Raw genomic sequence first — 24079 nt, forward strand, 5'->3', positions numbered from 1 at the left:
GAATAGTTTAGTTAAGATGAATTGATTTCGTTATCAATTTTTAGTCCCCAATATAATCTCTCACACATCTGAAACCGATAAACGATTTAGCGGAATCTTGATATTCGTAGGTGCGGGTACCGCATTGTAAGTAGTATCCCACATCTTTCCATGATCCACCACGTATCACTTTTCGTTTCATTACATGTGGATCGTCGGGCAGTGCATTGTATTTGTAGTCGGGGTTAAAATCGTGCGTAAAACTATAAGCCGACTCATCAAAGGCTCCGGATGTCCACTCAGCCACGTTACCGGACATATCGAACAAACCAAAATCGTTGGGTGCATAGGATGCCACTGCCATGGTTGTGTTGCCACCGTCGTCGGCATATCGGCCCCTAAGTGGTTTAAAGTTGGCCAGGAAGCATCCTTTATCGTTGCGTGTATAAAGTCCACCCCAAGGGTACATTTGATTTTCTAAACCACCCCGGGCAGCATATTCCCACTCTGCTTCGGTGGGTAAGCGATATTCCATCACTTCAGCCTCTCCTTTGTTTCGCAGAAAGTTGTTCATCAATCTTGAACGCCAAATGGTAAAGGCGGTAGCTTGCTTAAAGGTTACGCCCACCACGGGATATTCGTAGAAACCAACGTGCCAAAAATATTTTTCTGTCCAGGGCTCATTGAATGAATAGGTAAAATCGGCAATCCAGCACAAAGTATCGGGATATACGTTTACATTATCTTTCATTATAAAGTTAGAACGGTCGCTAATGGCTGATTCCTCACCTTTTTGATCATAGGTAACCCCTTCGTACTGTTTGGTTTCAAAATTATAACGATTGGTTTTTTTTGCCGCTTGTTGCATATCCACCCATTCGTACTCATAGGTTAACTTGCGGGAATCAATTTCCTTTCTGCGGAAAAATCTTTCGTTTTCCGGTAAAAACATTTCTTCCAACACCTCGGCATACTCCTCGTTGTCCCATTCCAGTCTTGCATCCCAATCCAGTATAGGCGGATCCAGTTCGTTACCTAACAGATCTTCTGTTATCACGAATTCTTCAAACTGCTCGCCTAAGAGCTGACGTGCGATAGAATCGCGCACCCAGTGAATAAACTGGCGATATTCGCTGTTGGTTATTTCCGTTTCGTCCATCCAAAAAGAACGGATAGAAACTGTTTTTGACTGTGCGGTCATGGACCAGGCAGCATCCTGATCGTTAGGCCCCATGTTAAAACTTCCTTGCGGAATAAATAACATGCCATATGGATCCGGTTCGTAAAAGGTACCCTTTAGAGGTACGCCGGTAAGTTCGCCTCCTCCAGAATTACTACATCCGCTTAAGATAGTGACAACGATGACACTAAGAGCTAGTACTTTCTTCATAATATTTCAGACTATCGGTATTTTATAATTGTGTTCTCTATCATAAATATCTAACGCTTTTATAGCGTTTTGTTCTTTTCTCGAAATTAATATCCAGGTTGTATCCTACCATTATTTCGTGTGTCCCCCCGTTTCCGGTTGCGGCAATAGCCGATGTGCTTATATCATAACTGTAGCCAAATTTAACGCCGTTTTTCATTTCTATGCCAGCCAGCAATACAATAGCATCCTGATAACGATAGGTCAGTCCGCCCCAATATCTTCCTCTGTATTTTACCAGTGCATTAATATCAAGCTGTATGCTTCTTCTGTCTGTTTTAAAGAAGAACGAAGGTAAAAATTCGTATGCCGTATCTTCTATTTTATGCTTATACCCTCCAAGTAGGTAAAATGTTCCAGTTGTTTTAAAATTAAATTCATTTTTATAGTTCGCTTCGGGACTATTGATGTGTGATAAGGAGGCTCCTGCGTAAAACTTTTTACTATTGTAATACACCCCTAAACCTGCATCAAAGGCCGAACCCGATTGATCTGTTAACGGAATGTTTCCGTCGGTGGCATCGTAAACATCGCCTTTAAGATTATCCAGATTCCACATTGCTTTTAAACTTTGATTTAGCAATCCGGCATTTACTCCCAGCGATAGACTTCCTTTGTCAAGCTCCCATTTTACTGCATAAGTTAAATGCATCGACAGATTGGTAAAATTCCCTATTTCGTCGTTTAAAATGTTAAGCCCCAATCCGGCATCTATTCCCATGAATTTGATTGGCATATCGCCACTAAAAACCGTTGTTTTTATGGCCATGTTGCCTCTCCACTGATTTCTGTTTAAGGCCACCAGATTTATCCCTTCGTTTGCACCGGCAAACGCCGGGTTAACGGCAAGTTTGTTAAACATATTTTGGCTGAACTGCGGATCGTATTGCGAATTAACATGGAACGCAGCCGCGCAAAATATAACAAAAATCAGAATTCTCCTAAACATTTGGTTCAGTTATAAAAAACTCAAAGAACGCCTGTTTTATTTGGATTGCCCATCTTGTTAATGTTGTGTTCGTTAAAACTTAAACACATAACATTTTGTGCTCATAAAACTGGGTTCGTATACTTTATTTTATTTATAAAGGTTTCGTTTTTATTCGTTAAACATGTTAATTTTACAAAAAGCTGTTTTATCCTTGGTTTTGTTTTTTATAGAACTTCCACCATTTATCGGGTAACTCACCGCTTTGTGCCTTCAAATAATCTTTTTTACTACAAGCCAGTAATTTTATCCCGTTTTTCCATGGTACTTCAATCCACCATCTATTGTTCAATCTGTTTGAATAGAAACGTATATGAACGTCAAAATCGTGTAAATGAACCACAGAAATTTTATACTCCTGCATGTGCTCTTTGGGTATCTCCCTTGTATACTGGGACTTAGCATCTAAAAAATGCCAAATTATTTCTGCGCAGAGCATGCTTCCTTTGCCCGTTTTATCAATTGTAGGGTTGTATTCGCTTAAGCAAAATGCTTTTGAAGTAGCTCCGGCACCTGCATACCAGGCCAATTGACAAGCTTCGTATCCGGTAAAACCGTTTATATTAATATTTGAATAATAGGGCAAATAGCTTTGCTGTATAGCGCCTACATCAAAACAAAACAATTCGGCATCGCGACAAAACGGTTCGGCACAATCTATGTTTTCGCCTCTTAATTCTTTTAACCGCACACATTCCCATCCCAGCCGGTTCATTTTACTTACCTGGCTTTCGCCCAAAAGATAGTTTTGTGCACCTAGTATGTTCAATTCAAATATATCTTTATTGTAATGTGCACCCAGTTCGGATAAAAAGGTGTGTGCGCTAAAATCGGTTCCGTTATGGCAAAAGTCGAGTTTTGCATCTACGATGGTTACAGATAAATCATTTTTATCCCTGGCCAATCCTTTTGTTAGCGGCAGCACGTAATCCTGTCCCCCTCCCACAAGGAGCATGCACAGCCCTGAAGCGCTTAATAATTGTGTTACTTCGGCAAGGGCAAAATACCTGTCATTTAAAGTTTTACCTTTCAGGTTGCCCAGATCCACAATCTGAATATCTCTGCTTGTTTTCCGTAAGGCCGATAAGCTATCTCTTATGGTACTTACGGCCTGACTGCAGCCTTGGTTTTGTGGCGCATTTTTATCATCTGCCAATCCCACAATAGCTACCTCAAATTTTTTAAGATCGTTGAAGTCCCAGCCATCTGCTATACCATATACGATTTGATTGCCCAAGGTATCTTCCAACGGCATTAATTGGTTGATTACTTTGGCAGGTGTTACGGTTTCGAAAAAATCACTAAGCTGCACAATCTTTACTTTTGGATGTTACTTTTTGGTAGCCTTTTTGGCAGCCGTTTTTTTTGTTGCTTTTGTCGAAGTTTTTTTAGCGCTTGTTTTTTTGGCAGCGGTTTTTTTAGCCGGGGCTTTTTTGCCGGTTTTTTTACCACCTTCTTTAATCAACTTCTGACAGTCCTCCAGGGTAAGTGCCTTGGGATCGGTGTCCTTGGGTATCTTATAATTCTTTTTTTGGTAAGAAATATAAGGACCAAAGCGCCCGTTTAAAACCTGTATTTCCGGATCTTCCTCAAAGCTTTTGATATGCTTTTCCTTGTCGGCTTTTCTTTTTTCTTTGATCAGCTCAATAGCTCTGTCAAGTTCAATTTCCAAGGGGTCGTCGATTCCTTTCTTTAAGGATACAAATTTGCCGTCGTGTCGGACGTATGGCCCGAACCGGCCTATGCCTACAACTACTTTTTTGTCTTCAAAAAGTCCTAAGTCGCGGGGAAGGTCGAACAAGCGCAAGGCCTGCTCAAGGGTGATTGTTTCCAGATGCTGGCCTTTTTGTAGCGAGGCAAATTTGGGTTTCTCTACCTCTTCATCGTCGCTGCTCTCACCCATTTGAGCCATGGGGCCATAACGACCAATTTTTACCAATACCGGTTTTCCGGTTTTGGGGTCGTTACCCAGCTGGCGTTCACCCGTATTGCGTTCAGAGTTTTCAAGGGTTTCCTCAACCTGCTGATGAAAGCTTTGATAGAACTCGTCGATAGACTCGTTCCAAACCACTTTGCCCATGGATATTTCGTCGAACTCCATTTCTACCTTCGCCGTAAAATCGTAGCTAAAGATATTGGGGAAGTACTTCATCAAAAAATCATTGACCACCATGCCTATATCGGTGGGGAAGAGTTTGTTGCGCTCGGCACCACTTATTTCGGTTTTTTCCTGACTTACAAGGGCATCGTCTTTTAGCGCTATATACCGGTAATTCCTTTTTATCCCCTCGCGCTCTTCCTTCACCACATAACCCCGGTTCTGTATGGTAGAAATGGTGGGTGCATACGTAGAAGGACGGCCTATACCCAGGTCTTCCAGCTTTTTAACAAGTGATGCTTCGGAGTAGCGGGGCGGTTTTTGGCTCCATCGTTCACGTGCCTCTATCACATTATAGGAAAGCTTATCGCCCACCTTCATCGGTGGTAATAATCCAGCATCTTCTTCCTCATCGTTATCGCCCTCATTTTCTGAAGATTGAAGATATACTTTCAGAAAGCCGTCGAACTTGATTACCTCGCCATTGGCTACAAAATGTTCTTTTACTCCATCGGCTTTTATTTGTACTGTGGTTTTCTCCAGTTGGGCATCGCTCATTTGCGAGGCGATGGTGCGTTTCCAGATGAGGTCGTATAGCTTTTGTTCCTGTTGCGAACCGCTCACCCCGGGTTTGCTTAGGTCGGTAGGCCGTATGGCTTCGTGCGCTTCCTGTGCGCCTTTGCTCTTGGTATGGTACTTTCGTATTTTCAGATACGCTTCGCCCATATTTGATGTAATTTGTTCGCTTGCCATTTTAAGGGCTGTGTCGGATAAGTTAACCGAATCGGTACGCATGTAGGTTATCTTACCCCCCTCGTACAGCTTCTGTGCTACTGACATGGTTTGTCCTACTGAAAAACCGAGCTTTCGGCTAGCCTCCTGCTGCAGGGTAGACGTAGTAAAAGGAGCTGCCGGAGATTTTTTTAAGGGCTTTTTGCTAACATCGCTAACGCTAAAGTTGGCTCCCTTACAACTTTCTAAAAAAGATGTTGTTTCTTCAGGGCTCTTAAATCGCTTCGGTAATTCGGCTTTTATTTCCGTTATTTTACCATCGTCATTGGTAATGGTAAATACCGCGGTTACACGGTAGGATGATTCGGGTTTAAAGGCAAATATTTCCCTTTCGCGTTCCACGATTAATCTTACGGTAACCGATTGCACGCGACCCGCAGAAAGCGAGGGTTTTACCTTTTTCCATAGCACGGGCGAAAGTTCAAAACCCACCAGCCTGTCCAATACGCGTCGGGCTTGTTGTGCATTTACCAAATTGATATTTATATCGCGGGGATTTTCCACTGCCTTAAGTATGGCAGGTTTTGTTATCTCGTGAAATACAATGCGTTTTGTATTTTCGGGTGTTAAGCCTAATTCTTCGTACAGGTGCCACGCAATGGCTTCTCCTTCGCGGTCTTCATCCGAAGCCAGCCAAACCGTTTCAGCATCCTTGGCCAGTTTCTTTAATTCTTTTACCACCTCCTTTTTATCGTCGGAAACCACATAATGCGGTTTGTAGTTATTGGCAACATCAACACCATAATCCTTTTTGGCCAAATCGCGTATATGCCCGTAGCTCGATTTCACTAAAAAATCCTTTCCCAGGAATTTTTCAATGGTCTTTGCCTTGGCGGGAGACTCCACAATTACCAAATTTTTTTCGCTTGCACTACTTTTTTTTGCCATCTACTCTGATCTTATATCGTTTAATTCCTTTTTTCTCAAAAAAATCTGATTTGTTTTATCAAATTGATTATTTATCAAGGAATTATTTATACGGGTTATTTTAAAGGCGTCAAATTTATAAAATAATCCTTACAATACTAAAAGGGTGATGTAAAGTAAAAATACTATTTTTACGCCATAAAAATCAACATACAACATTATGAGTTCAAACAGCAAAGGTGTAGGCAGGTTTCTAAGATGGTTTTGGGGCAGTATATTATTAGGCTTACTTTTCGTATTCCTGTTGTTTTTATTGATAGCTAAAGGCTATTTGGGTATTATGCCTTCATTTGAGGAGCTGGAAAATCCCAAAAGCAATTTGGCCAGTCAGGTTATTTCAGAAGACCACAAGATATTGGGTAATTTTGCCATTGAAAACAGGACTTACGTTGATTATTCCGATCTATCGCCCAATATTGTAAATGCACTTATAGCCACGGAAGACTTGCGTTTTTATGATCACTCGGGGATAGACCCCCGCGGATTGGCAAGGGTGGTTTTTCGCACCCTAATACTTGGCGACAAAGGCTCCGGAGGGGGGAGTACCATCACACAGCAGTTGGCCAAACTGTTATTCCACGAGCCCGCAAAAAATATATGGGAAAGAGGCTTGCAAAAGCTTAACGAATGGGTGATTGCGGTTAAGTTGGAGCGTAGCTACACCAAAAACGAAATATTAACCATGTATTTGAATAAGGTGGGATATATTTACGATGCCTACGGTATTCAATCGGCAGCACAAACATTTTTTGCGGCCACTACAGACTCCATAAAAATAGAGGAAGCGGCAGTATTGGTGGGCATGCTCAAAAATCCGTCTCTTTTTAACCCTGTCCGACGGAAAGATACCACTGAATTTAGACGTAACGTGGTTTTAAATCAGATGCGCAAGGCACAGCATATAAGTGATTCCGAATACGATTCGCTTAAAAATATACCACTAACGCTAAAGTTTGCCCGTAGGGATCATAAGGAAGGTGTAGCCCCTTATTTTCGCGAACACATTCGTCTTACCCTTACGGCCAGGAAACCCGAAAGAGAAAATTATCCCTCGTATTTGAACGATAAATTTATTGCCGACAGCATTGAATGGGAAAACAACCCTATCTATGGTTTTATAAACAAAACGCTGCAGCCCGATGGATCACGCTACAATATTTATAGCGATGGTTTAAAAATATACAGCACCGTTAACTATAAAATGCAAACCTATGCCGAGAATGCGGTGAAGGAACACTTAGCCAATGATTTGCAGAAAGCGTTTTTTAAAGAAAAAAAAGGACGTGCACGCGCACCCTTTACCAATAAAATAACACAGGAGCAATACGAAGGTATTATAAACAGAGCCATCCGCAATTCCGATAGATACCGGAACATGCAAAAGGAAGGAATAGACCGCGATTCAATAATGGAATCGTTTAAAATTCCGGTGCCTATGAAGGTGTTTACCTGGGATGGCGAACGCGACACGATACTAACTCCGTTAGACAGTATCATACATCTTAAATATTATTTGAGGGCCAGCTTTTTTTCCATCGACCCCAATAGCGGCCATGTGAAAGCCTATGTGGGAGGACCCAATTTTAAATATTTTATGTATGACATGGTATCTCAGGGTAAGCGGCAAGTGGGATCCACCATCAAGCCTTTGGTATATACCCTGGCCATGCAAGAAGGGCATACGCCTTGCGATTTGGTACCAAACATACCGCAAACATTTGTGCTCCCCGACGGAAAGACCTGGACGCCACGAGACGACGGCAGGCGCCGTAAAGGCGAGATGGTGACCCTTAAGTGGGGGCTGGCCAACTCCAATAATAACATTTCGGCATGGGTGATGAAGCAATATAATCCGAAAGCTGTGGCCGATATGATACACGAGTTGGGAATACTGAGTCCCATTGATCCCGTACCCTCGCTATGTTTAGGTACTCCGGATTTTTCGTTGAATGAAATGGTAAGTGCCTACAGTACTTTTGTTAACAAGGGTGTTCGCATTGAACCCCTGATGATTTCGAGGATAGAGGATCGGTACGGCAATGTAATTGCCCAGTTTAGTCCCAATAAAAAAGAAGTGATAAGCGAACAGACAGCTTATCTAATGTTAAACTTGCTGCAGGGGGTTGTAAATAGGGGAACCGGTATACGTTTGCGCTACACATATAATTTTACCGGGCAAATGGGAGGCAAAACCGGCACTTCGCAAAACCACTCCGATGGCTGGTTTATTGGTGTAACACCTAACTTGGTAAGCGGTGTATGGGTGGGTGGCGAAGACAGGGATATCCATTTTGATGGTATACGCATGGGGCAAGGGGCTAATATGGCCTTGCCTATATGGGCCTTATATATGAAGCAGGTTTATGCCGATGATTCGCTGGCCATAACGGAGGAGGATGTTTTTGAGGAGCCTGTTAACTTTAATATATCGCTGGATTGCAGCGACGACATAAAAACCAGCATTGAAGGGGAAGAGGTTGAAGAGGAGTATGTCAATGGCACGGAGGAAGAGTTTATGTAGTGGTAAGAAACGAGGGTTTCGTTTTAAACGAAGCTCTCGTTTTTTTAAGCAAAGTCTCTTAGTTTCTTGCAGCTAACAATCAAAAACCAAAGGGCATCGCTCCAGGCGATACCCCGGGTTAAAATACGAGCCCGTACTTCCCCTTGTTCTCAGGAACAAAGGGAAGAACCATTTACATATTACTTGCAATTTGTAAGTTACGTCAAAATGTTTTTTGACTTTTGAGACAGCCCCTTGGTTGTTTTGGTTAGGTTTTCACCAAGGGCATCTACGCTGAGCGATACCCTTGCTTACGCAAACAACAGCTTAAAAGCCTCTTCGAGTTTACTTACTTGTGTTATTTGTATATCGTATTTAGCCAAATGGGGCCCTTTGGTAAATTTGGGTATGATTATTTGCTCGAAGCCTAATTTAGCGGCTTCTCCTATCCTTTGCTCAATCCGTGTCACAGGCCGTATCTCGCCCGACAGGCCTACTTCGCCAGCCATGCAAATTTTTTGCGTTAACGGTATGTCGATGTTGGAGGAGAGAATAGCCGACACAACGGCCAAGTCGATAGAGGGATCGTTTACTTTGATTCCGCCGGCAATATTCAGGAACACATCTTTAACGGCCAGTTTAAAACCTGCTCTTTTCTCCAATACGGCCAGTAGCATGTTCAATCTCCGCAAATCGAAACCGGTGGCTGAACGCTGCGGGGTGCCGTAGGCAGCCGTGCTCACCAAAGCCTGTGTTTCTATTAAAAAAGGCCTCATCCCTTCGATGGCGGCAGAAATGGCCACTCCGCTCAAATTATCGTGGTGGTAGGAGAGGAGTAGCTCCGAGGGGTTGGCTACTTCGCGCAAACCATCACCCAACATTTCAAAAATGCCTATCTCGGCTGTTGATCCAAACCTGTTTTTTATGGAGCGGAGAATGCGGTACATGTGGTTCCTGTCTCCCTCAAACTGAAGCACCACATCAACCATGTGCTCTAACACTTTTGGCCCGGCTAAATTACCTTCTTTGTTGATATGTCCTATTAACACAACGGGCAAATTAGTTTCTTTGGCTACACGTAATATGGCGCCTGTGCATTCCCTGATTTGCGAAACGCTGCCGGGCAACGATTCAATGCTTTCGCTGCTCAGGGTTTGTATAGAGTCGATAACCAATAAATCGGGTTTTACACTTTTAATATGACCCATTATTTTTTCCAGTGAGGTTTCGCTCACCACCAAACAGTTTTCGTTACCCTTATGTATCCTATCGGCTCTGAGCTTTATTTGTTGCGGACTTTCCTCGCCCGAAACGTAGAGCACTTTTTGAGTGCCGATGCGTAAGGCCATCTGAAGGACCAATGTGGATTTTCCAATACCCGGCTCGCCACCTACCAAAATCATGGATCCCGGCACCATACCACCACCCAGCACTCTGTCGAGTTCAATGTTGGAGGTGTTTATACGGGGCAAATCCGAAACAGGGACTTCATTGATGTAAATTGGCTTTGAAGCGCTGGTGTCAAAAAAATCATGGACTATGCCCGATTTTGAAGGGGATTTATGCACCAACTCCTCAACAAAGGTATTCCATTGACCACAGGCATTGCACTTGCCAACCCACTTGGGCGAATCGGTACCGCAGTTTTGACAAACAAAAACAGATTTGGTTTTGGCCATATGTTTAAAATTAAAAGATCAGAAATAAACAGATTAGTTGCTTCTTTGTTAAAATAAACTGGAGTGAAATAACCGGGCGTTAATGGCCTGTTTATTAACAGGCAGGGCGTACGCTGTTAGTTATTAATTGTTCCCGGATTACTTAATTTTCCGATAATATCTGTCGTTGAAAAACCCGCTACAAATTCAATGGTTTCTACAGATCCTCCTTTTTGCATAACAATATCATAGCCCACAATATCCTCGGCCTTGTAATCGGCTCCCTTAACCAGCACATCGGGCTGTATAGCTTTAATTAACTCGTAAGGGGTGTCTTCATCAAAAGGCACTACTAAATCGATAAATTCAAAGGCAGCTAAAATAGTAGCTCGGCTATGCTCATCCACAACTGGACGTGTGGGCCCTTTTATGCGTTTTACCGATGCATCGGTATTTAAACCCAATACCAAGCGGTTGCCCTTTTGGGCTGCAGCCGACAAATATTCAACATGTCCACGGTGCACAATGTCAAAGCATCCATTAGTAAAAACTACCTTTTGCCTGTTTTCCTGCCACTGCTGCACTATTTCAACAGCTTGTGCAGATGAAACTATTTTTGTTTTAAACGATCTGTCTGTTCTCATTTTTATCACAAAAAAACCCCGGAAAAACCGGGGCTATTTAAATTATCAGTTGTGTTTACACCAGTTTATTTGTTTCGGTATCCGGAAACACAAATCGGGGTTTAAACTGTTTGGCCTCTTCAAAGGGCATGGAGGCATAAGTAATAATAATCACAATATCGCCTACCGCCACTTTTCGGGCAGCGGCACCATTAAGGCATATCACGCCCGAACCGCGTTCGCCTTTAATTACATAGGTCTCTATGCGTTCGCCGTTGTTATTATTTACTACCTGCACTTTTTCGTTCTCTATAATGTTGGCCTCATCCATCAAATCTTCGTCAATGGTAATGCTGCCCACATAATTGAGGTTGGCTTCGGTAACCGAAACATTGTGCAGTTTAGACTTTACAACTTCAATGTGCATCATAAAAGTTTTTTGTAAATCAAATTATCAATCAATCTTACTTTATCCGCAAATACTGCTATGCAGCCTACAATATAATCACTTTGGCTCCATTTATCAAGTGTTTGCAGTGTGTCACCATCCACAATATTAAAATACTCTACATTTAACAGGGCGGACTTATTAATGTTTTCGACCACAAAATTAACAACTTCTTTTATATTTTTAGTGTTCATCAGCGGTTTTGATTCCATTAATACCTTTGAAATTAAAGGAGCAGCTTTCCGTTGTTCGTAGTTGAGCCTTGCATTGCGCGAGCTGAGGGCTAAACCATCTTTTTCTCTAATTATTTCGCCGGCTATTATCTCTACCGGATAATTAAGCATTTTTGTCATGGCTTTAATAATGGCCAATTGCTGAAAGTCCTTTTCGCCAAAAAAAGCCTTGTCGGGCTGCACCAGGTCAAAAAATCGGCTTACTACCTGTGCCACCCCATTAAAATGTCCGGGTCTGAATTCACCTTCCATCACCTTGTCAAGCATGCCAAAGTCAAATGTTCTGGTATCTTTATTTGGGTACACCTGGTTAACTGATGGATGATACAAAATATTGCAAGCTGTGCTATTTAATAACAAGGTATCCTCGTCAATGGTTCGCGGATAATTTTTCAGGTCGTCAGGGTTATTGAACTGATTGGGGTTTACAAAAATACTTACAACCACAATATCTGTACAAGTGGCTGCTTTATTTATTAAACTTAAATGGCCTTGGTGCAAGGCGCCCATGGTTGGCACAAAGCCAATTGTTAGGCCTTCCTCCTTATGTTTGCCTACCATTTTTTTAAGCTCTTCTGACTTAGTAACGATTTCCATCAATCTAAAATTTGTTTCTCAATGAATGGTCTTTTCCGTTTTTTCCACCATGCAAGCATCCTTTCCATCATTCTATTGTATATTTAAGCACAGGCAAAATAAGATGTGGGGTTAAGATAAATACATGAATACCACTGACCTTTTTATCTTCTTAAAAAAAAACGCACAAAGTAAATAATAATAATGCTACAATAAAAGCACATAAACCCTATTACATAAGAATATATGAACTGAGAGAGGTGAAATTAACAATAAAACATATGTTTTAGATTTGATTTAGAGCCTTAAGTACCACGGTGTATATTTAATATAAAATGCTGTCGTTGTTTGAGAACAATATTTTTGCTAATTTTGTGCTCTGTTACAGTTTTCACAAAGCAATTATCATCAACAAAATATGAAGGAAAAAACAAAGGTTTTATTTATTTCCCAGGAAATCACGCCCTACCTTCCGGAAACATCGATGTCGAAAATAGGTCGGTTCTTACCCCAGGGCATTCAGGAAAAGGGAAAAGAAATAAGGACGTTTATGCCACGTTTTGGCTGTATCAACGAGCGCAGAAACCAACTACATGAAGTGATCCGACTTTCGGGAATGAATTTAATAATTGACGACACAGATCATCCGTTAATTATTAAAGTAGCATCGATACAAGCTGCTCGAATGCAAGTTTACTTTATCGACAACGAGGATTACTTTCACAGAAAGCATATATTCGTAGGAAAGGATGGAGAGGAGTTTAAAGATAATGACGAACGAGCCATATTTTTTGCCCGAGGCGTTTTGGAAACTACAAAAAAGCTGAGGTGGGCACCCAACATTATCCACTGCCACGGATGGTTTACAGGATTAGTGCCTCTGATAATAAAAAAGGCCATGAACGAAGATCCGCATTTTGCCAAATCGAAGTTGGTTTATAGCATATATAACGACGATTTTAAAAGTACTTTCTCTGATACATTCCCTGAGAAGTTTGCAATGGAAGGTATCGAAAAAAGTGATTATGCCGGTTTGACACCCTTTAATTATGAGAACCTGAGCAAATTGGCTATCAACTTTAGCGACGGAATCATTGAAGGTCATCCAGATGCCAATAAGAATATCACTGATTATGCTAAGGCCTCCGGCAAGCCATTTTTAAAATATCACGACGAAGAAACTTATATTGATGCCTATAATAAGTTCTACGACGAATTGATGAACAAATAATCCTTTAAAACTTTACAAGTGCGGATACGAAATACCATTTACTTGCGAGCAGAGAAAATGCTTGCGCTTGGCCTAATTATGCTAGTTGCTTGGTCGTGCGAAGATAAGCCGGCCGAAATAGGAGCAGAAATATTCGGTGGTAATCTGATAGATACCAGAATTTCCATTTCATCAGGCGACACCATTAGGGCTACCAATACCTCCGCTTTTGGGAAGGTTGACTTTAACGCGATAAATTACTTGATGATTGGGGAGTACAACGACTCTGTTTACGGAAGCATCAGTGCAGGGTTTGCAAGTGAATTTTCGCTGGGCAACACCCTTGATGATACGGTGAAATTAAATTATAACGAGGATTATGAGTATCTGGGAACCGAACTGAGGTTGCAGTACACTAACAACTCATGGATAGGTGACACCCTGGCTAAACAAAAAGTAACGGTGTACCGATTGCAGGAAAGATTAGATCCTGACATGGATTATCATTCGGATTTTGACCCTTTACCACTTTGCTACCCTGCGCCCATAGGAACCGATACATTTGAAATTAAAAACGGTGCCCGAGACACTTTGTGGCAAACGGCAAATTATGTGCATAATATTGCTATCGCTATTGATGATGCAGTTGGTTTAGAGCTGTTTGAGGCGGATTCGGCTATCATAACCAATTCAGAAAGCTTTAAAAACCTGTTTAAAGGTGTTTATGTAACTGCCGAAAAGATAGATGACAGAATTGGATCGGTACTCCGCATTCCGTATACCGCGGAGTCGAACCTATCGCAGCAGTTGGCCGTTATTATCAGGCGTAGGAATATTTTGACAGACGCGGACGGCCAGGAAAGTATTGCCTATGATACTATTCCTAAACTATATCCTATAAACAAGGAAGCTACGAAGACTATCCGTTATACCCACGACTATACCAATACAAATATTGATTTTACAGGTGAAAATAATGTAGATAAAATATATGTACAGGGTATGGGAGGCACAAGGGGTAAAATTAATATTACGGATGCTTTTATTTCTAAATGGAAAGAGATACTGCCTTCTCCGGACGAGGATTTAAATGGTCCTATAACCAGTGTTGCCTCGGTTGAATTGAGCTTTTATCTGGATACGCTCGCAGATAAAAATTATAAAGATAATTTACCGGAGGCACTAAACCTTTATGTTTTAAATAGCAATGGTAATTTTGTGCCACCATCATTTGACCTTAACCTAAGCAATACCAATGTGCCCGTTTTTACAGGCGGAAAAGGTGCCAATACCGAAAGTGGTGATATAAAGTATACCTTTAGCATGCAAACTGGTTTTTTTGAAGAGTTTATCCATCCGCAGATTTCGGGCAATAGTCAAAAAAAATATCAGGAGTTTTACCTGGGTATTCCTGCGCCTGAGTTTAACTTTAACCGTGTTGTTCTGCATGGTATGAACATTGAAAAAGTAAATTCGGACGAAACGCTAAAGTCATCTAACCTGGCCGTGAGGTATGTGGTAGTTGATTGATAGAGGCAAGGCAGGCAGAGAGAATTTCATAAAAACAAAGTTGAATAGCTATCTGTATGCGCATGCCAAATCGAGACGTAACACCCAAATACTTATCCGATAGAAATTAAAAAAACTGCCCTCATTAAATGTGGGCAGTTTTTTTATGCTCAAATATTTCTTAGGCCATTTAATTTGTTTTCTTATTTTTACTCTTTCATAAAACCAAATCAACAATTTTGCGCGATGTTGTACAGAAACTTAAGAGAGGAAGAAATAGTTTTACTGAAAAAACAGAATTGCCGTTCCCTTGATGGATGGGATAAAATACAGGTGACGGATAATTTCATAGCATCAAACATTAAGGATGTTGTTTTTTCGGGCATCAATTGTTTGGGTTTGTTTACCGAGCGAATAAATTTACCTTCCGGGGTTTCCGATATGGCTGGAATTTATAATGCCCATATTCACAACTGCATTGTTAATGACCAGTGCTTCATTAAAAATATAGGCACATCTGTTTCAAATTACTTTGTGGGCGAAGGTGCAATTATTCAAAATGTAGCTACCTTAATTGTGGAAGGTGAAAGCAGCTTTGGAAACGGAATTGAAGTTGCAGCCATCAACGAAGGTGGGGGCAGAGAAGTACTCATGTACGATGAGCTATCGGTGCATACAGCTTATATGATGGCATTTTATCGGTACCGCCCGAAATTAATTACGAGCCTACAACAGTCTATCCGTAGTTATGTAAATAGAGTGAGCTCATCGCAAGGAAGAATTGGTGAAAAAGCCGTGCTTGTTAACTGCGGAAATCTTAAGAATATTATTGTGGGTAATTCGGCACATCTTAGTGGGGTTACGCTATTAAATAATGGATCCGTTAATAGTTCTGCGGAGGCACCTGTTTACATAGGTGAAGGCGTAAATGCCCAAAATTTTATTGTTTCGTCGGGTTCAAGGGTCAGCGATGGGGTATACTTAAGGCAATGTTTTGTGGGGCAGGGCTGTGAAATAAGTAATTCGTTTACCGCTGATAATTCGCTGTTCTTTTCGAACAGTCAATGTTTGCAGGGAGAGGCGTGTAGTATATTTGCCGGTCCCTATACGGTTACACACCATAAGTCGACCTTACTGATTGCAGGATATTATTCTTTTTTTAATGCCGGCAGCGGAACCAACCAAAGCAACCATATGTATAAGCTGGGGCCCGTTCACCAGGGCACAATTGAGCGAGGGGGACGCACAGGAAGTAATGCTTATGTACTTTGGCCTGCGCAAATAGGTGCCTTTACCATGTTGTTAGGCAATCATTACAGTAACACAGACACCACCTCACTTCCTTTTTCGTATCTAATCGAAGATAATGGTAAAAGTGTTTTGATACCCGGTCAAAATCTGTTTAATGTAGGTACTGTCCGCGATGTTAAAAAATGGCCTAATCGTGATAACCGAAAGGGAACGCATCGTCTGGATTATTTGGTAAAGGATGCGCTAAACCCATATACCATCGATAAAATAACTGAAGGCATACGCGTGTTAGAAGAGCTTAGGCAAAAAGTAAAAGCCGAAGCCAGACATATCATGTATAAGAACATTCAAATGTCGCCTTCCTCTATCCAAAGGGGAATTAAGCTTTACGAACAGGCTTTGATTAAATATGTGGGCGATGTGTTAGTTGAATTGTTGGAGAGGGATGATTTTTTAAGCAAGAGAGCTGATTTTTCTCCGGATAACCATGTGTGGCTCGATGTGGCCGGATTAATTGTTAATAGCGCGTCTTTAGAAAATTGGATGGGTGCAGTGGAAGGGAATAAAATTGAGATTAACCAATGGAACAGCTTTTTTAAAAGTGAGGCCGAAGCATATCCGAGCTTAAAACAAGCACACGCACTGCAAATACTTCAAAGCTACTTTAGTATCGATATTGCATCGTGTGGAAGCACAGAAATTATTAATTTTCTGGAAAGGTGGATAGATAGTAACAATAAAATTAAAAGTGCTATCCTATTGGATGCCAAAAAAGAGTTTAACGTAAAAAGTAAAACGGGCTACGGTAGAGATGGGGAACATATAATGAAGGATATTGATTTTGAGGCGATACGTGGAACAATGAGCGCTAATTCTTTTGTTCAAGAAATTGAGTTGGAATACGAAAAGGACAATCAAAAAGCTCGCCAGCTTATTGCGAGACTGGGTCGATAATAATACGTGAATATGGCTGCATACTTGTCATAGTTTTTAGTGTGCTTAAGAGTGGCATATTTTGAGAGTTGATTTTACGAGTATAAAACTCGGGATATGCTTTTGTATAGATTTAAAATAAAGTATTTGTTATGTGCGGAATAGTTGCCTATGTAGGAGATAAAATGGCCTACCCGATTTTAATTAAAGGCTTACAACGATTAGAATATAGAGGATACGACTCGGCGGGTATTGCCTTGTTAAACTCGGGCATTCATACCTATAAATGTCTGGGAAAAGTAAATGATCTGGAAATGCATGCCAAGGGAGAACCTTTGTCGGGCACCATTGGTATGGGGCATACGCGCTGGGCCACACACGGCGAACCGAGCGACGCAAATGCACATCCACACACTTCTATGAATGGCAAATTTACGCTCGTACATAACGGTATTATCGAAAACTATGCGCATCTCAAAAAAGAACTTGAGCTGCGAGGGTACCAGTTTCGGAGCGATACAGACACCGAAGTGCTGGTCAATTTAATTGAAAATATCTATTTAGAGCAAAACGTATGTGCCGAAATAGCCGTACGGCTTGCTTTATCGAAAGTTGTGGGTGCATACGGTCTGGTCATTTCCTGTGCCGATGAACAAAACCAGTTGATAGCGGCACGTAAAGGAAGCCCGTTGGTAATAGGTGTTGGCGATAAGGAATACTACCTTGGCTCAGATGCATCGCCCATTATAGAGTACACCGATAGGGTGATTTACCTGAACGACGAGGACGTTGCCATTATTACTAAAGATGATTTGGTGTTAAAAAACATTCAAAACGATGCCTTAAAACCCAAAATACAAAAAATTGAACTTACTATCGACAAGATAAATAAGGGAGATTATGAGCATTATATGCTCAAAGAAATTCACGAGCAGCCTACTTCTATTGGAGATACGTTTAGAGGAAGGATAGCTATCGATAAATCAAAAATATTTTTGGGCGGCATTACCGATGTTATGCCTAAATTAACGCAGGCTAAACGAATTATTATAGCGGCCTGTGGCACCTCGTGGCATGCCGCCATGGTTGGCGAGTATCTTTTTGAAGAGTTCGCGCGCTTGCCGGTTGAAGTGGAATATGCATCGGAGTTTAGATACAGAAACCCGGTGATAACGCCTGACGATGTGCTGATAGCCATTTCGCAAAGTGGCGAAACGGCCGATACGCTGGCGGCGATAAAAATGGCCAAGGAAAAAGGCGCTACTATACTGGGCATATGCAATGTAGTAGGTTCTTCAATTCCCCGCGAAACGGATGCCGGCGTATATACTCATGCAGGACCCGAGATTGGTGTGGCATCAACCAAAGCCTTCACCTCACAGGTTACCGTTTTAGCCATGATGGCTTTTATGCTGGGACGTAAACGTGGCTCCATGTACGATCAACTATACAAAGAGCTGATACAGGAACTCACACTGGTGCCCGAAAAAATTGTTTCCATACTCAAATCGGAATCCTATATCAAAGAAATAGCCGAGAAGTACAAGGATGCTACCAACTCTTTGTATTTGGGTAGAGGTTACCTTTTTCCGGTAGCTTTGGAAGGCGCCTTAAAGCTAAAGGAAATTTCGTACATACATGCCGAGGGCTATCCCGCAGCCGAGATGAAACATGGCCCAATTGCCCTTATCGATGAAAATATGCCTGTATTTGTTTTGGCTACCAAGGATAAATCATACGAAAAAATTGTTAGCAACATACAGGAGGTGAAGGCGCGTAGTGGTAAAGTAATTGCCATTGTAACTGAAGGAGACGAAACCATCAAACAACTGGCGGATCATGTGATTGAGGTGCCCGATTCGCACGAAGCAATAGCCCCGTTACTGACCGTGGTGCCGTTGCAAATAATTTCGTATTATATTGCTGTTATGCGAGGCTGTAACGTGGATCAGCCAAGGAATTTGGCTAAGTCTGTTACGGTAGAATAAGTGACTTAATTCGGATGGCTTAACAATTGCGAACAGGCAGGAGTAGTAGGTTCAGGAAGGGAATTTCTTTACCTACTTCTTCAATAAGGGGTATGCGATTTGGTTTTTTTCCGTACGTATTGGTTAGTATTATAATTTAATGGCCTGCTTATTCCCGCGCTATCGCACGCATATAAAAGAGGCATTGTAGTCCGTAAAGAATTATTAAAAGGCAACAATTAAATTAAGTGGTACAAAACCGGAAAGAGATGGGAATGCCGGTGCAAGCTTAGATAAAAAAACACTTACAAAGCTGACGATACCTTATAAATTCTATCTTTTAATCACGAGTAGGTAGCCATTTTTATTTTTGCTTCCTCAACGCATACGATTATATTGTACGTTTCAAAAGTAATTTTGTGAAGAAATATTTTTATAGTACCACACCCTTGCAGCAGCTTTTGCTCCTTATCATTTTAACCCTCTCGTTGTGGATTTTAATTTCCGTGTTTGCTATAGCGGTGGCTGTTTTATTTTGGGGTTCCGAAGTGCTAAGCAATATGAATGTTTTAATGGCCAATAGCACGTTTTTAAAGTTCTTTCAGGTATTTCAGAGCATCGGTTTATTTATTCTTCCTCCTGTTTTTTTTGAGTGGCTCACCAAGGGTGTGTTTTTACCCCGGCACAGGACTTTAGGAAAAAATACGGGAATTTATTTGATTCTTTCGGTGTTGGTAGTTGTGGCCGCTCAGCCTTTTATTACTTTTTTGGGTGTTATAAACCATGCATTGGTTTTGCCCGACTACCTGGCAAACCTGGAAGAATGGATGCGCCAAAAGGAAGCCGCCGCACAACAAATTACTGAAATATTTTTAGTTAGCACCCATTGGTCGCACCACATTATTAACGTTGTTATTATTGCTGTTTTACCGGCCATAGGGGAGGAACTCATGTTCAGAGGTGCCCTGCAGCGGGTATTTCATGCTATTTTTAAAAATGTGCATTGGGCGGTGTTTTTTACTGCTGCGCTTTTTAGTGCCATCCATATTCAATTTTTTGGATTTTTACCACGTTTTGTTTTAGGGTTGATATTTGGTTATTTGATGGTTTTTAGTGGTAATATATGGCTGCCCATATTGGCGCATTTTACCAACAACTTTATGGCTTTTTTGGTGTATCAATGGTATATGAGCGATAATCAGACTGCAAGCAATCCTTTAGAAGCGGGTAGTGAATACCCTGATGTTTTTTGGGTTGTTACAAGTGCTGTAGTGATAACACTAAGCTTGTTGTTATGCAAACGATTAAATAACAAGGTTGCTTCCGAAGCGCAAAGGTAAATGCTGCATCAATTTATTCAGGTTTTACCTTTTCATCGGAGCGGGTAACATATACAACGCCATATTCCGTACAAGCCTGTCTTTTTTCGGTAGGGTTTAAATGATTGTAATTCTCCTCTACCCCGTTCCATAGCTTTACAATAAGCACATCTACATTGTCGCGCATTTGCTGTACTTTTTCGTGCATTTTTTGTGTTGTACCCACTAAGTCTTTATGATTGTTGTAGTATTCCAGAAATTTCTCAAACTTAATGCGTACCATGGCTATTGAAGGGTTGTAAATTCGCGATCCACCTTCCATGGTGCGTTTCTGTTCACCCTCTATTATGCGTTTCCCCCATATCATTAGTTGTTGCTCTGTGCTAAGGTCAGGTACGGTTTTATCGTTGATCGAGAGGCCAAAATATTTGCGTACAGCAGGCTTCATTTCGTTACGGATGATACAAAAATTCAATACCTGAATAAAATGCGAAACGTACAGCCGAGCCGCTTTAAAATGTTCTAGCATTTGTTTACTGCAGGTAATTTGCCGTTCCTTACTGTAATTATATTGCGATACGGCTTGCTCAAACTGAGGCAATACGCCTTGAATTTTGTGGTAGAGCTTTTGCGCATATGCAATATTATACGGATAGTTGGCCTTACCTTTCTCAAAGGCAGCCTTTAGGGCGCGTAATCGAGCCATATCTGTATTGGGCAGACGTCTGTACGGCATTCAAAACATTTTAGTGGTGAAGCATTGGCATCTAAATTAGATAAAAATATAAGTAACTGCAAATCATATTATAATACTATGAATGGGAGCCGTTGATAAAATAAAAACGGCCACTCTGAAAATCAAAGTGGCCGTTTAATATTTACATACGCAGGATGCGTAGTTTAGTCTTTTAGCTTGGCACTCAAATACTCACGGTTTAGCCTGGCTATGTTAGCTATAGATATACCTTTAGGGCATTCTACTTCGCAGGCACCGGTGTTGGTACAGTTACCAAAGCCCAGCTCATCCATTTTACTTACCATGGCTTTGGCGCGTCGGGCGGCCTCTACTTTACCTTGTGGTAAAAGAGCCAGGTGGCTCACTTTTGCCGAAACAAACAACATGGCCGATCCGTTTTTGCATGCAGCCACGCAGGCACCACAACCAATACAGGACGCTGCATCCATCGCTTCGTCGGCATCGTGCTTAGGAATGGGTATTGCATTGGCATCGGGTACCCCTCCGGTACTTACCGAAGTATAACCGCCCGCAGCAATTATTTCGTCGAATCCGTTGCGGTTTACAATTAAATCTTTAATTACCGGGAATCCGGCCGAACGCCACGGTTCAATGGTAATGGTTTCACCATCTTTAAACCTGCGCATGTGTAACTGGCAAGTAGTGATATCGTCGTCCGGTCCGTGTGGGCGACCGTTTATGTATAAGGAACACATTCCGCAGATACCTTCGCGGCAATCGTGGTCAAAAGCAACCGGTTCTTTATCTTCGTTGATGAGCTGTTCATTCAGTATGTCCATCATTTCAAGAAATGAGGAATCGGGCGATACTGTATCTAAATGGTATGTCTCAAAACGACCTTTATCTTTTGCATCGTTCTGACGCCAAATTTTTAGATCTAAACTTATATTATTATCCATTTTTCTCTGTTTAACTATTGTACCTCAATTAACTCACACCCTTATTTATAGTTTCGCTGAGCGATTTTAACTACATCAAAGGTAAGGTCTTCTTTATGCATCACAGGTGCTTTTTCTTCGCCCTGATATTCCCAGCAAGCGGTATAAGCAAACTTATCGTCCTGGCGTAAAGCTTCTCCTTCCTCTGTTTGGTATTCCTCACGGAAGTGTCCTCCACATGATTCTTCGCGTTGGAGTGCATCTCGTGCCATCAAATCGCCAATGTTGATAAAATCGGCCAGACGTGATGCCTTCTCCAGTTCCACGTTCATGCCTTCACCTGTTCCGGGTATCTTCACATTAGACCAGAATTCCTTTTTAATCTCGGCAATTTTTTCGATGGCGTGCTCCAACCCTTTTTTGTTACGAGCCATACCCACAAAGTCCCACATTACCAGGCCAAGCTCTTTGTGTAAGCTATCGACAGAGCGCTTACCTTTAACGGCCAGTAATTTTTCGAATTTGGCTTTAATTGCGTTTTCGGCCTCCACAAATTCTTTTTCTTCACCCGTCATCCTTGGTGTACGTATATCATCGGCCAAGTAATTTTGTACCGTGTAAGGCAATACAAAATACCCATCAGCCAAACCTTGCATCAGCGCAGAGGCTCCAAGACGGTTGGCACCATGATCTGAGAAGTTAGCTTCTCCGGCGGCAAATAGTCCGGGTACGGTGGTTTGCAATTCGTAATCCACCCAGATACCACCCATGGTGTAATGGATGGCAGGGTATATCATCATAGGTGTATCGTAAGGGTTGTCGTCAACAATTTTTTCGTACATCTGAAACAGGTTTCCATACCGTGCACGAATGGTGTCTTCCCCTAATCGTTCAATAGCCTCTTTAAAATCAAGGTAAACGGCTAATCCGGTGGACCCTACGCCAAAACCGGCATCGCATCTTTCCTTAGCAGCACGAGAGGCAACATCGCGGGGTACCAGGTTACCAAAGGCAGGATATCTTCTTTCCAGGTAATAATCCCTGTCCTCTTCCTTTATGTCTGTCGGCTTAAGCTTATTGGCTCGTATAGCTTCTGCATCTTCTTTCTTTTTGGGTACCCAGATGCGTCCGTCGTTACGCAATGATTCGGACATTAAAGTCAGTTTCGATTGAAATTCGCCATGTACAGGAATACAGGTGGGATGAATTTGTGCCATACAAGGGTTGGCAAAAACAGCTCCTTTTTCGTAGGCTTTAATGGCTGCCGATCCGTTAGATCCCATAGCGTTGGTACTTAGGAAGAAGGTGTTTCCGTATCCTCCTGTGGCTAAAATTACGGCATGAGCAAAGTGACGGGTGAACTCACCGGTAACCAGGTTGCGGGCAATAACACCGCGTGCTTTGCCATCTACAACTACAATGTCAACAATTTCGGTGCGGGTGTGTAAATCTACACTACCTGCATTAACCTGACGCATCAACGCTTGGTAGGCTCCTATCAAAAGTTGCTGTCCTGTTTGTCCTCTGGCATAAAAAGTACGGCTTACCTGCGATCCTCCAAAAGAGCGGTTGTCGAGCAAGCCACCGTATTCGCGAGCAAAAGGTACGCCTTGAGCCACGCATTGATCGATGATGTCGTTACTTACTTGTGCCAAGCGGTAAACGTTGGCTTCGCGGGCGCGGTAGTCACCTCCTTTAATGGTATCGTAAAATAAACGGTGTACCGAATCGCCGTCGTTGGGATAGTTTTTGGCGGCGTTAATTCCACCCTGGGCAGCAATAGAGTGTGCTCTGCGCGGAGAATCCTGGATGGTAAAGTTTTTTACTTTAAAACCCATTTCGCCTAAAGAAGCAGCAGCCGAAGCGCCTGCCAATCCGGTTCCTACAACGATTATATCCAGATTTCGCTTGTTTGCGGGGTTAACCAATTTTTGGTTATGCTTATAATTTTCCCATTTTTGAGCCAATGGCCCTTCGGGTATCCTTGAATCTAACTTCATATCT

17 protein-coding genes are annotated in these 24079 nt (G+C 41.9%); 6 read left to right on the forward strand and 11 right to left on the reverse strand.

Features of this window, described 5'->3' with window-relative positions:
• Window positions 1–40: 40 nt before the first annotated feature.
• From porK to topA, 4 genes are all read right to left on the reverse strand, one after another.
• On the reverse strand, window positions 41–1369 hold the full coding sequence (porK, locus tag FN809_RS08705) for a T9SS ring complex lipoprotein PorK/GldK (RefSeq protein WP_142533109.1): 1329 nt from the start codon (window positions 1367–1369) through the stop codon (window positions 41–43).
• Between the two features lie 40 nt (window positions 1370–1409).
• Window positions 1410–2357, reverse strand: a complete 948-nt coding sequence (locus FN809_RS08710) for a PorP/SprF family type IX secretion system membrane protein (RefSeq protein WP_142533110.1) — start codon at window positions 2355–2357, stop codon at window positions 1410–1412.
• A gap of 187 nt (window positions 2358–2544) precedes the next feature.
• Window positions 2545–3708, reverse strand: coding sequence for an arginase family protein (locus FN809_RS08715; protein ID WP_142533111.1), 1164 nt, complete (start codon window positions 3706–3708; stop codon window positions 2545–2547).
• Window positions 3709–3726: 18 nt separating this feature from the next.
• Window positions 3727–6174 carry a type I DNA topoisomerase gene (gene topA / locus FN809_RS08720; protein ID WP_142533112.1) on the reverse strand — a complete coding sequence of 816 codons (2448 nt, stop codon included), beginning with the start codon at window positions 6172–6174 and terminating at the stop codon, window positions 3727–3729.
• Between the two features lie 199 nt (window positions 6175–6373).
• Between topA and FN809_RS08725 the strand changes: the two genes are divergently transcribed.
• Complete coding sequence (locus FN809_RS08725) at window positions 6374–8734, forward strand: transglycosylase domain-containing protein (protein ID WP_142533113.1); 2361 nt, start codon at window positions 6374–6376, stop codon at window positions 8732–8734.
• A gap of 290 nt (window positions 8735–9024) precedes the next feature.
• On the opposite strand, the gene radA is transcribed toward FN809_RS08725, so the two are convergent.
• The 4 genes from radA to panC all read right to left on the reverse strand — a co-directional run bounded on the left by radA (window position 9025) and on the right by panC (window position 12272).
• Window positions 9025–10392 carry a DNA repair protein RadA gene (radA, locus tag FN809_RS08730; protein WP_142533114.1) on the reverse strand — a complete coding sequence of 456 codons (1368 nt, stop codon included), beginning with the start codon at window positions 10390–10392 and terminating at the stop codon, window positions 9025–9027.
• A gap of 116 nt (window positions 10393–10508) precedes the next feature.
• Window positions 10509–11015, reverse strand: a complete 507-nt coding sequence (gene rfaE2 / locus FN809_RS08735) for a D-glycero-beta-D-manno-heptose 1-phosphate adenylyltransferase (RefSeq protein ID WP_142533115.1) — start codon at window positions 11013–11015, stop codon at window positions 10509–10511.
• 55 nt (window positions 11016–11070) lie between these two features.
• Complete coding sequence (gene panD, locus FN809_RS08740; protein ID WP_317131255.1) at window positions 11071–11424, reverse strand: aspartate 1-decarboxylase; 354 nt, start codon at window positions 11422–11424, stop codon at window positions 11071–11073.
• Window positions 11421–12272 carry a pantoate--beta-alanine ligase gene (gene panC, locus FN809_RS08745; RefSeq protein WP_142533116.1) on the reverse strand — a complete coding sequence of 284 codons (852 nt, stop codon included), beginning with the start codon at window positions 12270–12272 and terminating at the stop codon, window positions 11421–11423. The genes panD and panC overlap by 4 nt, the downstream gene beginning before the upstream one ends.
• A gap of 397 nt (window positions 12273–12669) precedes the next feature.
• Between panC and FN809_RS08750 the strand changes: the two genes are divergently transcribed.
• The 5 genes from FN809_RS08750 (at window position 12670) to FN809_RS08770 (ending at window position 20461) form a co-directional block, all read left to right on the forward strand.
• Complete coding sequence (locus FN809_RS08750) at window positions 12670–13482, forward strand: glycogen/starch synthase (RefSeq protein ID WP_142533117.1); 813 nt, start codon at window positions 12670–12672, stop codon at window positions 13480–13482.
• A gap of 78 nt (window positions 13483–13560) precedes the next feature.
• Complete coding sequence (locus tag FN809_RS08755) at window positions 13561–14991, forward strand: DUF4270 family protein (protein ID WP_185957509.1); 1431 nt, start codon at window positions 13561–13563, stop codon at window positions 14989–14991.
• A 225-nt stretch (window positions 14992–15216) separates the two neighbouring features.
• Window positions 15217–17175 carry a DUF4954 family protein gene (locus tag FN809_RS08760; protein ID WP_142533119.1) on the forward strand — a complete coding sequence of 653 codons (1959 nt, stop codon included), beginning with the start codon at window positions 15217–15219 and terminating at the stop codon, window positions 17173–17175.
• A gap of 131 nt (window positions 17176–17306) precedes the next feature.
• Window positions 17307–19142, forward strand: coding sequence for a glutamine--fructose-6-phosphate transaminase (isomerizing) (glmS, locus tag FN809_RS08765; RefSeq protein ID WP_142533120.1), 1836 nt, complete (start codon window positions 17307–17309; stop codon window positions 19140–19142).
• 398 nt (window positions 19143–19540) lie between these two features.
• The gene (locus tag FN809_RS08770) at window positions 19541–20461 is read left to right on the forward strand and encodes a CPBP family intramembrane glutamic endopeptidase (RefSeq protein WP_142533121.1); all 921 of its coding nucleotides are present in this window, start codon (window positions 19541–19543) and stop codon (window positions 20459–20461) included.
• 13 nt (window positions 20462–20474) lie between these two features.
• Here the strand turns inward: FN809_RS08770 and FN809_RS08775 are convergent, their stop codons facing one another.
• The 3 genes from FN809_RS08775 to FN809_RS08785 form a co-directional block, all read right to left on the reverse strand.
• Entirely contained in the window at window positions 20475–21176 is a 702-nt protein-coding gene (locus tag FN809_RS08775) for a hypothetical protein (RefSeq protein WP_142533122.1), read from the reverse strand.
• A 164-nt stretch (window positions 21177–21340) separates the two neighbouring features.
• A complete protein-coding gene (locus tag FN809_RS08780; protein ID WP_142533123.1) occupies window positions 21341–22096 on the reverse strand; it encodes a succinate dehydrogenase/fumarate reductase iron-sulfur subunit in 756 nt (251 codons plus the stop codon).
• A gap of 41 nt (window positions 22097–22137) precedes the next feature.
• Window positions 22138–24075 carry a fumarate reductase/succinate dehydrogenase flavoprotein subunit gene (locus FN809_RS08785; protein WP_142533124.1) on the reverse strand — a complete coding sequence of 646 codons (1938 nt, stop codon included), beginning with the start codon at window positions 24073–24075 and terminating at the stop codon, window positions 22138–22140.
• Window positions 24076–24079 lie beyond the last annotated feature (4 nt).

It is taken from the genome of Saccharicrinis carchari (genome assembly GCF_900182605.1).
Classification (GTDB): Bacteria; Bacteroidota; Bacteroidia; order Bacteroidales; family Marinilabiliaceae; genus Saccharicrinis; species Saccharicrinis carchari.

Excerpts from the sequence above, each read along its gene's own strand:
- FN809_RS08755 (WP_185957509.1), top strand. The coding sequence starts at position 13,561 with ATGCTAGTTGCTTGGTCGTGCGAAGATAAGCCGGCCGAAATAGGAGCA.
- radA (WP_142533114.1), bottom strand. The coding sequence starts at position 10,392 with ATGGCCAAAACCAAATCTGTTTTTGTTTGTCAAAACTGCGGTACCGAT.
- rfaE2 (WP_142533115.1), bottom strand. The coding sequence starts at position 11,015 with ATGAGAACAGACAGATCGTTTAAAACAAAAATAGTTTCATCTGCACAA.
- FN809_RS08750 (WP_142533117.1), top strand. The coding sequence starts at position 12,670 with ATGAAGGAAAAAACAAAGGTTTTATTTATTTCCCAGGAAATCACGCCC.
- FN809_RS08785 (WP_142533124.1), bottom strand. The coding sequence starts at position 24,075 with ATGAAGTTAGATTCAAGGATACCCGAAGGGCCATTGGCTCAAAAATGG.
- FN809_RS08760 (WP_142533119.1), top strand. The coding sequence starts at position 15,217 with ATGTTGTACAGAAACTTAAGAGAGGAAGAAATAGTTTTACTGAAAAAA.
- FN809_RS08725 (WP_142533113.1), top strand. The coding sequence starts at position 6,374 with ATGAGTTCAAACAGCAAAGGTGTAGGCAGGTTTCTAAGATGGTTTTGG.
- panD (WP_317131255.1), bottom strand. The coding sequence starts at position 11,424 with ATGATGCACATTGAAGTTGTAAAGTCTAAACTGCACAATGTTTCGGTT.
- panC (WP_142533116.1), bottom strand. The coding sequence starts at position 12,272 with ATGGAAATCGTTACTAAGTCAGAAGAGCTTAAAAAAATGGTAGGCAAA.
- FN809_RS08780 (WP_142533123.1), bottom strand. The coding sequence starts at position 22,096 with ATGGATAATAATATAAGTTTAGATCTAAAAATTTGGCGTCAGAACGAT.
- FN809_RS08710 (WP_142533110.1), bottom strand. The coding sequence starts at position 2,357 with ATGTTTAGGAGAATTCTGATTTTTGTTATATTTTGCGCGGCTGCGTTC.
- glmS (WP_142533120.1), top strand. The coding sequence starts at position 17,307 with ATGTGCGGAATAGTTGCCTATGTAGGAGATAAAATGGCCTACCCGATT.
- topA (WP_142533112.1), bottom strand. The coding sequence starts at position 6,174 with ATGGCAAAAAAAAGTAGTGCAAGCGAAAAAAATTTGGTAATTGTGGAG.
- porK (WP_142533109.1), bottom strand. The coding sequence starts at position 1,369 with ATGAAGAAAGTACTAGCTCTTAGTGTCATCGTTGTCACTATCTTAAGC.
- FN809_RS08775 (WP_142533122.1), bottom strand. The coding sequence starts at position 21,176 with ATGCCGTACAGACGTCTGCCCAATACAGATATGGCTCGATTACGCGCC.